The organism is Clostridium sp. CTA-1 (assembly GCF_054768215.1).
In genome coordinates, this window is the sequence record NZ_BAAAAP010000002.1 from 255,518 (window position 1) to 265,779 (window position 10,262).

Here is a 10,262-nt window from a genome sequence, read left to right on the forward strand (position 1 = left end):
ACTTTATCTTCATAAAAATGAACCCTTCATGTTAGAACTTTTTATCTAACATGGAGGGTTCACTTCATTATTAAAGCAGTTTTGATTTTTATCATATTCTTTGGAAAAAATAAATAATGATAAAATAAAGGATAGAGCTAAAATACCTATTAAACAAATATCAGAACTATTACTATTTGAAAGGTATCCGAAAATGGCATTGTTAATAAGATGAACTAATGCACACATCCATACATTGTGTGATCTCATATATATATAACCTATAAAAATAGAGAGAGCTATCACATAACAGAATCTTAATAATAACATTTTTATGTTCCAATTGATGTCAGGGAAATAAAATGGTATATGCCATGATTGCCAAATAATACCCAATAAAATAACACCCATTCGTTTCCCCAATTTTTTTTGTAATAATGGTTGTAAAAATTCTCTCCAACCATATTCTTCACCAAAAAATAATATACCTTGGTAAACAAGATTAGGAGGAATTAAAAGAATACTCATAATTAGATCAGCATAGTCTATATCCATTCCTTTTGACATTATAATTAAACCTATAACACTAATAAATAAAAACATTAAAATAGGAGCCACTACTTTTTTAACATTAGCAAGAGGATCTAATTTAGGGCATTCGCACCATACATAAATTAAAACGATAATGCTGATAAAGGGAGTTAAAATACACATTAATGCATTTATCGCATCATCACTAATTATTCCTAATATTCTTAAAATCATCATACATAGAGATAAGCCAAAGTTGCCTATTAATAAATAATGCAAAACATGAGTTGGATTTTTATTTTTGTTTTTTAGCTCTTTTGCAAAAGCAACACCTGTTGCAGGTACTAACATCATGAATAATGCGATTATTAATGCATTGTTATATATATTTAAATACATAACAACTCCAAAAAATATAGACATACCAAAAGTAATAAGTAAAAATATTGTAACTTCCATAATGCTTCTTTTTTTAGTATTGGCATTTTCATGTTACATATTTTATTCTCACCTCTGAAGTAAATATAGTTGTCTTAGCCTCCAGCATATTGATTAATGTATAAAGTATAGCATATTCCTAGATGATTTCCAATATGTGGTATTGAGTTGGCATTGTTTTCTGCAAGATAGCATTTCCAATATGTAAGTCCAAGTATATTGTACCGTAATCACTTTAAAATCGGTTGTGCTTGGGCAAAAATCTTACATCTGCATGCATCTTGTGATTCCTACTTTTATTTTTACATTCCCTTAAATTTTAATTTGCAAATTTATAAATATAGTAATAATATTACAATTTTTTTTAGCACTATAATATTTTTTACATCGAAATATTATTAAATATATCTATTTCATAGAATCATAAAGCTATTCACTTTATTAATTTTTTATGATTTTAAAAAAATTTGTAATTCCTTAAAAGGACAAATATAATTATATATAATGTTGTTTTATTAATATATTATACTTTTTGATATACTAGTATATATCGAATGTATTTATATAGAGGAGAGGGAGTTATACTATGATACTTATTAAAAAATTTAAATTTGATGCAGCACACAATTTAATACATTACCATGGAAAATGTGAAAGACTTCATGGACATACATATGGTCTAGTAATAAAGATTTCAGGAGAACCAGATAAGGAAGATATGGTAATAGATTTTACAGAGCTTAAAGCTATAGTAAAAGAAAATGTATTGGATATATTAGATCATGCTTATATAAACGAAATAATAAAGCAACCAACAGCAGAAAATATAGCAGTATGGATATGGGATAAACTTTATACAAAATTAAAAAGAGATAATTGCAGCTTATATGAAATAGAAGTTTGGGAAACAGAAACTAGCGGAGTGGTTTATAGCGGAGAGTAATAAAGAATTTATAAAATAATTATATTGTGTATGCAATAAACAAGATTAGCTATGAAAGATAAATAATATATTAAAAAAATTATTTGCCTTTAATAAGATTATATAATAAGGTAAATAGAATTGGTAAGCATATACAAACTTAATATTGTTTACTTTAATATTTTACCAATTGTAAGGCGTTTTTATATAACATACTTTAAATTAAATATAATATTTTTATTATAAAAAAGAGGGATTAAAAATGATTATAGAATTAAATAAAAATAGTTTCTCAGAAGAGCTTAGTAAAATAGAAGTACATGAAGGTAGTATAAATATATTTATGAATAAAAATAGCATTACTCCTTTAAAAATTTTTAATGTATTAGCTCCTGCAGCCAATATAATAAAACAGGAACTAATGGCTTTAGGTGGAGATTGTGCTATAAATAAATATTGTGTAAATTGCAAAGTGGAAACTTCAGATATAATTTTATTAGGAACAGATAGACAATACAAAAAATTATTAGCAAAACTTAAATATATGACTTTTTTTAGAATACAAGAAATAGCAGTGGAGTTAGAAAACTATATTAAAAATAATGGAGTTGTTAGAACAATTTTAAAGGATGGAAGAGAAATAAATTATGAAAATTTAAAGGTTATGGGAATTATAAACTGTACTCCAGATTCTTTTTATGAAGGTTCTAGAAAAAAATCTATAGAAGAAGCTTTAAAAACTGCAGAAAAGATGTTAAAAGAAGGGGCAGAAATTTTAGATATAGGTGGAGAATCCACAAGACCAGGCTCTGATCCTGTAAATGAAGAGGAAGAAATAAAAAGAGTAGTTCCTGTTATAAGAGAAATAAAGAATAAATTTAAGGATGCTATAATTTCTATAGATACTTATAGAGCTAATACTGCAAAAGCTGCAATAGAGGCAGGGGCGGATATAGTAAATGATATAAGTGCTATGAAGTATGATGAAAATATGGTGAAAGTAGTTAAAGAATACGATGTACCTGTAATACTTATGCATATAAAAGGGAAACCAAAGGATATGCAAATAGATCCAGTCTATGAAAATTTAATGAAAGAAATTCATCTTTATTTTAATGAGAGAATAGAGTACTGCAAATCTCATGGCATAACAGAGGATAAAATAATATTAGATCCAGGCATAGGTTTTGGAAAAACTGTAGAGCATAATCTAAAAATAATGAACAGAATAGAAGAATTGAAAAGCTTTAATCTTCCAGTACTTTTAGCAGCCTCAAGAAAAGCTACCATAGGAAAAGTTTTAGGAGACTTACCTACAGAAGAAAGATTAGAAGGAACCATAGCTTTATCTTGTTTAGCTGTAGATGCGGGAATTGAAATAGTAAGAGTACACGATATTAAAGAAAATATAAGAGCCATAAGAATGCTAGAAGCTGTAAGAAAAATATAAATTATTTTAAAGATATATATATATATATATTAAAATCTAAAAAATATAATGAAAATTAAATTATAATTTAAATTGTATCTTCTGATTTTTAGGTCTGTAAGATAAATTTATATAATAAAAGAAAAAATTAGAATTTGTAAAACGGAAAAGGAGAATAACTATGCTTGAATACAGATTTGATACCCAGTTATTAATTGAAGGAGAAAATCTTTCAGAAGATAAAATAAATGAGTATATTACAAAAAACATTGAAGGCGACTGCTTACTTGCGGTTGGTGATGAGGAATTGATTAAAATTCATTTTCATACAAATACCCCATGGAAAGTGCTTGAATATTGTGCTTCATTAGGTGATATTCATGATATTGTTGTAGAAAATATGGAAAGGCAATCCAATGGGTATCACGGTTAATAAATATAAATTTCTGTTTATTAAAAAGATGAGAGTATTATAAATAAAATATAAACATATATAGAAAATCCTTAAGGAAGTGATAATATATGCATACAGTTTACGTGGCCTTTGGAAGTAATATAGGTGAAAAAGAAAATTACATAAAAAGGGCCTTAGAAAAAATAGAGGAAAGAGAAATAAAAATAATTAAAGTATCTCCTATATATGAAACAGAACCCTATGGAGTATTAGATCAAGATAGTTTTTTAAATGGAGTAGTAAAAATAGAAACTAATTTAACTCCAGAAAATTTAATAGAAGTACTTTTAGATATAGAAAGACAGCTAGATAGGGTAAGAGAAAGAAGATGGGGACCTAGAACTATAGATTTAGATATTATTTTTTATGATGATTTGATAATAAATAAAAATAATTTAATTATTCCTCATAAAGATATGGAAAATAGAGAATTTGTACTAAAACCTTTGTGCGATATAGATGAAAATTTTATACATCCGGTTTTAAAAAAATCAGTAAGAGAATTGTATGATAGGCTGAAGTAAATATTTCTAGTTTATTTTTATTATATTCCTCTAATAATAATTATATAGCCTGATACTATATTAATGTTTAATATAAACAGAGTTCTTGGCTTCAGAGGGAGCTTTTACTCCCACTAAAGCTTAGAAATCGTTATCCAGGGACATAGCCGCTCTTTACTCCCACTTTGAAGAAGATGGGAGTATTAGAGCGGGTAGTCATCGGATAAAAGGAACAAAACACCTAAATTAAACAAAGGAGGAATTTAATAATGTTTGAACTGATTCCTTTTAGAGAAGATGATTTAGCTAGACACGATGATTTTTCTTCACCATTTGTAAAAAATTTTTTTAATGATGATTACTTTACAGAAATGAGTAATATTCATAAAAACTTTAATGTGGATTTAAAGGAGACAGATGAAAACTATTTAATAGAAGCGGATCTTCCAGGAACAAAAAAAGAGGATATATCTATAGATTTTCATAACAATTATTTAGTAATCAATGCAAAAAGACAAGAATCAGTAGAAGATAAAAAACAAAACTATGTTAGGCGTGAAAGACATTATGGTGAATTTAAGAGAAATTTCTATATGGATAATGCTGATGAAAATAAAATAGATGCTTCATTTAATAATGGGGTTTTAAAGATTACTATTGCTAAAACAAATCAAGATAACAACAAAAGAAAAAAGATTGAGATACATTAAAAATGTAGATTTTAAAAATAACTATTGCTCATTACCTTACGTCATGTGTTAATATAATATTATAAATTAGTGTAGGATATATATCCTACACTAATTTATTACATAATTTTGCACAGTTAAATGAACTGTAGAGTTTTTTAGATTCTGAAATAGTTCATAAAAATAATTATATCGGTTAATTAAAATATTTTTAATTTTATCTTAATGAATATTAATTAAAGTTAGTAATAAAAATTATTAATAATAATTCCTACACATGATATATTATTGCAGAGGTGATTAATATGAAAGATACCTCAAAAAAATTATTTACCACAGGAGAATTTGCTAAAAAAGCTGGAGTAACCATAAGGACTTTAAGATATTATGACAAAATAGGGTTATTAGTTCCCAGTAGCCATAATGAATTAGGTCATAGATTGTACAGTAAAGAGGATTTTGGTAAACTACAAAAGATATTAACTCTTAAATTTATAGGGCTTTCCCTAGAGGATATAGCTAATATAATGAAGTATGATTTGAATCATAAAGATTTTAAAAAGTCTTTAGAAATTCAAAAGGAAATAATGAAGAAAAAAATAAAGCATATACAATCTATTATAAAAGCTATAGATGAAGCGGCAGATACCATAGATTTTAATAAAGAAATGGATTGGGATAAGTTTATAAATATAATAAGTGCCATAAATTCTGATAAAAATTGGACTCAGCAATATGAAAATGCATCAAACTTAAGGGCAAGAATAGCTATTCATGAGCTTTTTAGTACAAATAAAGAAGGTTGGATGCCATGGTTTTTTAAAGAATTAAAGCAGGAATTAAGTATGATGAGTTCAAACTATAAAAATTATAATAAAAAAATAAGTAATGAGAATATATCAGAATTAAGTAACTTAGACTTAAAGCAGCCTAATATAAAAATATTAGAGCTAGGTTGTGGTGATGCTAGTCTTTGGAATAAAAATTTTAATCATATCCCCTCAAATTGGGAAATAACATTAACAGATTTTTCAGATGGTATGCTAAAGGACGCTAAAAAAAATTTAGGAGAAAAAAGAAGTAGATTTAATTTTAAAATTGTAAATGCAGAAAATATTCCTTTTGAAGAGGAAAGTTTCGATGTAGTTATAGCAAATCATATGCTTTATCATGTACCCAATATAAATAAAGCTTTAAAAGAAATAAATAGGGTATTAAAAAGTGAGGGTATTTTATTTGCCTCCACTGTTGGTAAAAATCACATGAAAGAAATAAGAGAAATAATTTCTACATTTGATATATATAGTTTAACCAGTGAGAGCTGGGAGATTACAGATAGTTTTCAATTAGAAAATGGATTAAAAATTGTATCAGAATATTTTAATATGGTAGAATTGAAAAGATATAAAGATAATTTAAAGGTGACAGATCCTGTATATATATTAGACTATATATTTTCTATGCCAGGAAACAATAAAGTGAATTTATCTTCAAAGGATTTAAAAAAGATTTATGATTATTTAGAGGATAATATAAAGGAAAAAGAAAATATTTATATAACAAAGGATACAGGATATTTTAAAGGTAATAAATAAATAAAAATTATTTTAAAATAAAAAATTAATTGTTAAATGAAGGGAAGGATTATAATGAAAAAGATACCATTTTCACCACCAGATATTACAGAAAGAGAAATAGATGCAGTAGTAGAGGTGTTAAAATCTGGTTGGATAACTTCAGGTCCTAAAACACAACAATTTGAAAATAATTTAGCAGAGTATTGTCATACAAATAAAGCTGTAGCAGTATCTAGTGCCTCAGCAGGATTAGAACTTGTATTAAAAGAGTTTGATATAAAAAAAGGAGATGAAGTGATAACTACTCCTTATACTTATACAGCTACAGCAAGTGTATGTTTGCATAGAGGTGTAAAACCAAAATTTGTAGATGTAGCAAAAGATAGTTTTTTAATAGATATAGAAAAATTAGCAGATGCAATAACACCAAAAACTAAAGCTATATATACAGTAGATTTTGCAGGAGTGCCTGTAGATTATGATGCTATTAAAGAAGTTTTAAAAGCTAAAGGTCGTGAAGATATAATCTTAGTATCAGATTCAGCACATTCTTTAGGTGCTATCTATAAGGGTAAAAAAGTTGGAGGTCAAGTAGATTTCCATGTATTCTCATTTCATGCAGTAAAAAACCTTACAACAGCAGAAGGTGGAGCAATAACTTTTGGAGATAATAGTTTTAAAGGAAGAGAAGATTTACACAAAGATTTTAAATTACAATCTTTACATGGTCAATCAAAGGATGCTCTATCAAAGATGAAAGCTGGAGCTTGGGAATATGATATAGTAACAGATGGACATAAATGCAATATGACAGATATGGGATCAGCTATAGGTTTAGTTCAGCTTACAAGATACGAAGAAATGCTAAGAAAAAGAGAAGCTATATTTGATACTTATACAAAAGTGTTAGCTGAAAAAGAGTGGGCTATAATACCATTTAAAAAAGATGAAACTAAAGAAACTTCATATCATATATATCCACTAAGAATAAAAGGATTTAAAGAAGCTGAAAGAAATGAAGTAATAAAAATATTAGCTGAAAAAGATATAGCAACAAATGTACATTTTAAACCACTACCAATGTTTACATTATATAAAAATTTAGGATACAATATAGAAGACTATCCAAATGCATATGCACAATATGCTAATGAGATTTCTTTACCAGTATATTCTACATTATCTTTAGAAGATGCAGAATATGTAGCTAAAGAACTTGTAGCTGCAGTAGAAAAAGTAATGAAATAATTAATAGCTCATTGTAGTTAAAATATTTATTAAATTATAAGTAAGTAGAAATATTTACTTATAATTTAATGTAATGAAGTAAGCAAAGCTGAAATAGAAAAATTTTGATTATTAAATAAAAATAAAAAAGAAAGAGTGATATAAGTGAAGGTTAACTTTTATACATCTAAAAGAGAATATTTAGAAAAAAAAGCTGAATTTGATAAAGCTATATTTGATGTAGTAGAAAGTGGAAGTTTTATACTTGGACCACAAGTTAAAAACTTTGAAGAAGCTATAAAAGAATATACAGGAGCAAAACATGCTATAGGCGTAGCATCAGGTACAGATGCTTTAGTAATTGCCTCTCATATTTTAGGTTTTGAAAATGGAGCTGAAGTTATAACTTCACCATTTACATTCTTAGCATCTACATCTTGTATAGCTAAACATAGAGCTACACCTGTATTTGTAGATATAGACGAAGAAACTTTTGAAATGGATTTAAATCAAATAGAATCAAAAGTAAATTCTAAAACAAAGGGAATACTTCCAATTCATTTATTTTCACAAATGAATAACATGGATAAAATAATGGAAATAGCAAATAAAAATGATTTAAGAGTTTTAGAAGACGCAGCAGAAGCCTTTGGAATGAGATGGAAAGGTGATGGAGACAGCTATAGACATTCAGGAACTATAGGAGATATGGGTATATTTTCATTCTTCCCAACTAAAACATTAGGTGGATATGGTGACGGAGGTATGATAGTTACTAATAGTGATGAATTAGCAGAAAGAACTAGAATGTTTAGAGTACATGGAGCATCTAAAAAATATCACTATGATTATATAGGATATAATTCAAGATTAGATAGTATGCAAGCTGCTGTACTTTCAGTAAAATTAAAATATATAAATGATGCTATTAAAAAGAGAGAAGAAATAGCTAATATGTATATGGAAAAATTACAGGATTGTGAATATGTAAGGTTCCCTAAAATAAAAGGAGATCAAAAACCAGTATATTATGTATTCAATATACGTGCTGAAAGAAGAGATGAACTGGTAGCTTACTTAAAAGAAAATGAAATAGGAAATAGTATTTACTATCCAATACCATTACACATGCAAAAATGTTTCAGTTACTTAGGACATAAAGAAGGAGACTTCCCAGTAGCAGAAAAAGTATCAAAAGAAATATTAGCATTACCAATATATCCAGAATTAAAAGAAGAAGAAGTAGATTTTGTTTGTGAAACAATAAAGAAATTCTACAGAAAATAAGGAAATTGCGACTAAGCAGCTTTTAAAGGTTGAAAATTAAAACAAGAAATACTTTTGTTCAATAGATAGCTATAAAAATAAAGAATACTAATATTTGTGCCCTAATATTTAAGCTAATGCTCTAATGCCACGTCCTGTGACAACAGAGCTAAGTAAACGTCCTGTTTACTTCACGCTTAAATATTAGTTCACAAATAAAGTATTCTTATTATTTTTACAGATATCTATTTTCTCTAAAAGTATTTCTTGTTTTAATAACTTTAGAGGCTGTTATAGTAATTTTAGAATAGATAGTAGAGAAAATAAGAAAATTACTATTTAAAGTATATAATGCCTTTGTTTTAAAAAAGGATATGTGGCGAGATCAGCAACTCACTTCAATAAGAGATTCTAATTTGCTTTTTCTTAAAATATATGGTTCCAAATTGTAACTCGCTGAACTCTCAAACAACAATCTGGAACATACATATATTTTGCAAAAATAAATAAGAATCTCTAATTTTGTTTAAATGCCTTTTACGACACATATCCCCCTTTTAATAGGCTGAAGTTAGTATAGTTCTCTTAATATCTTTAAAGGGTGTTGTAGTAATTTCGAACTGAGAAAAAACCTACAAATTTAAAGAAAAAGATAAATTCTTAAAATCATGTATTCTCTGGTAATAACAGTGATGAATATATACAGTCAGATATTGGAATATATCTAAAATTTTATAGATGCTAATATATTAAGAATACCACTCACGTGTGGTAGGGAACGGGTTATATTTAATATGATACTCTTTGAAAGTAGCGTACAAAATATAAAAGAATAATTTTAAAACACCACATTATTCACGGATTGAATTTTGGGGTGTTTTTATGTCGCAGTCTGAAATAAAGGCGGCGTAACTTTTGAAAATGTAGATACGAATAATGTTCTTTGAAAATTGAATAATACGGTGTTAAGAAGTAAAAACATTTTATATTTACTACCAAAACAACCATTGGTTGGTGCATAAATATGATATAATTACTATTAGTTAAATCACAATAGTAATTAACTGTGAAGTAAAGATTATTTATATAATGAGCAGATAAATAGTAATTTGAAAGAAAAGTGGAGGTGTACAATGGAACTAAAAGTAATTAAGTTATCAGAAGAATATTTGGAAGAATGTGTAGATTTATTTATAGATACATTTTCAAGAGCCCCCTGGAATGACGAGTATGATTCCAGACAACAG

The 10,262-nt window shown here is 26.9% G+C and carries 9 protein-coding genes; 8 read left to right on the top strand and 1 reads right to left on the bottom strand.

Annotation, left to right across the window (positions count from 1 at the left end):
- Positions 1 to 45: 45 nt before the first annotated feature.
- Positions 46 to 909 (bottom strand): CPBP family intramembrane glutamic endopeptidase, encoded by an 864-nt coding sequence (locus ACYUEW_RS02745; RefSeq protein ID WP_460276191.1) that lies wholly within the window; start codon positions 907 to 909, stop codon positions 46 to 48.
- Between the two features lie 625 nt (positions 910 to 1,534).
- Between ACYUEW_RS02745 and queD the strand changes: the two genes are divergently transcribed.
- The 8 genes from queD to ACYUEW_RS02785 all read left to right on the top strand — a co-directional run bounded on the left by queD (position 1,535) and on the right by ACYUEW_RS02785 (position 9,036).
- Complete coding sequence (gene queD / locus ACYUEW_RS02750; RefSeq protein WP_257411760.1) at positions 1,535 to 1,891, top strand: 6-carboxytetrahydropterin synthase QueD; 357 nt, start codon at positions 1,535 to 1,537, stop codon at positions 1,889 to 1,891.
- 241 nt (positions 1,892 to 2,132) lie between these two features.
- Positions 2,133 to 3,320 carry a dihydropteroate synthase gene (folP, locus tag ACYUEW_RS02755; protein WP_460276192.1) on the top strand — a complete coding sequence of 396 codons (1,188 nt, stop codon included), beginning with the start codon at positions 2,133 to 2,135 and terminating at the stop codon, positions 3,318 to 3,320.
- A gap of 160 nt (positions 3,321 to 3,480) precedes the next feature.
- Complete coding sequence (locus ACYUEW_RS02760) at positions 3,481 to 3,732, top strand: dihydroxyacetone kinase (RefSeq protein WP_043031604.1); 252 nt, start codon at positions 3,481 to 3,483, stop codon at positions 3,730 to 3,732.
- Between the two features lie 89 nt (positions 3,733 to 3,821).
- Complete coding sequence (folK, locus tag ACYUEW_RS02765) at positions 3,822 to 4,277, top strand: 2-amino-4-hydroxy-6-hydroxymethyldihydropteridine diphosphokinase (RefSeq protein WP_460276193.1); 456 nt, start codon at positions 3,822 to 3,824, stop codon at positions 4,275 to 4,277.
- Between the two features lie 248 nt (positions 4,278 to 4,525).
- Positions 4,526 to 4,966 carry a heat shock protein Hsp18 gene (gene hsp18 / locus ACYUEW_RS02770; protein WP_460276194.1) on the top strand — a complete coding sequence of 147 codons (441 nt, stop codon included), beginning with the start codon at positions 4,526 to 4,528 and terminating at the stop codon, positions 4,964 to 4,966.
- 284 nt (positions 4,967 to 5,250) lie between these two features.
- Complete coding sequence (locus tag ACYUEW_RS02775; protein WP_043031610.1) at positions 5,251 to 6,540, top strand: MerR family transcriptional regulator; 1,290 nt, start codon at positions 5,251 to 5,253, stop codon at positions 6,538 to 6,540.
- A gap of 54 nt (positions 6,541 to 6,594) precedes the next feature.
- Positions 6,595 to 7,770 (top strand): DegT/DnrJ/EryC1/StrS family aminotransferase, encoded by a 1,176-nt coding sequence (locus ACYUEW_RS02780; RefSeq protein ID WP_460276195.1) that lies wholly within the window; start codon positions 6,595 to 6,597, stop codon positions 7,768 to 7,770.
- Positions 7,771 to 7,914: 144 nt separating this feature from the next.
- Entirely contained in the window at positions 7,915 to 9,036 is a 1,122-nt protein-coding gene (locus tag ACYUEW_RS02785) for a DegT/DnrJ/EryC1/StrS family aminotransferase (protein ID WP_043031612.1), read from the top strand.
- The last annotated feature ends 1,226 nt before the right edge of the window (positions 9,037 to 10,262 follow it).

What these genes read in the sequence shown, in the direction of transcription:
- ACYUEW_RS02745 (WP_460276191.1), bottom strand. Translation starts at nt 909, where the DNA reads ATGTATTTAAATATATATAACAATGCATTAATAATCGCATTATTCATG.
- queD (WP_257411760.1), top strand. Translation starts at nt 1,535, where the DNA reads ATGATACTTATTAAAAAATTTAAATTTGATGCAGCACACAATTTAATA.
- folP (WP_460276192.1), top strand. Translation starts at nt 2,133, where the DNA reads ATGATTATAGAATTAAATAAAAATAGTTTCTCAGAAGAGCTTAGTAAA.
- ACYUEW_RS02760 (WP_043031604.1), top strand. Translation starts at nt 3,481, where the DNA reads ATGCTTGAATACAGATTTGATACCCAGTTATTAATTGAAGGAGAAAAT.
- folK (WP_460276193.1), top strand. Translation starts at nt 3,822, where the DNA reads ATGCATACAGTTTACGTGGCCTTTGGAAGTAATATAGGTGAAAAAGAA.
- hsp18 (WP_460276194.1), top strand. Translation starts at nt 4,526, where the DNA reads ATGTTTGAACTGATTCCTTTTAGAGAAGATGATTTAGCTAGACACGAT.
- ACYUEW_RS02775 (WP_043031610.1), top strand. Translation starts at nt 5,251, where the DNA reads ATGAAAGATACCTCAAAAAAATTATTTACCACAGGAGAATTTGCTAAA.
- ACYUEW_RS02780 (WP_460276195.1), top strand. Translation starts at nt 6,595, where the DNA reads ATGAAAAAGATACCATTTTCACCACCAGATATTACAGAAAGAGAAATA.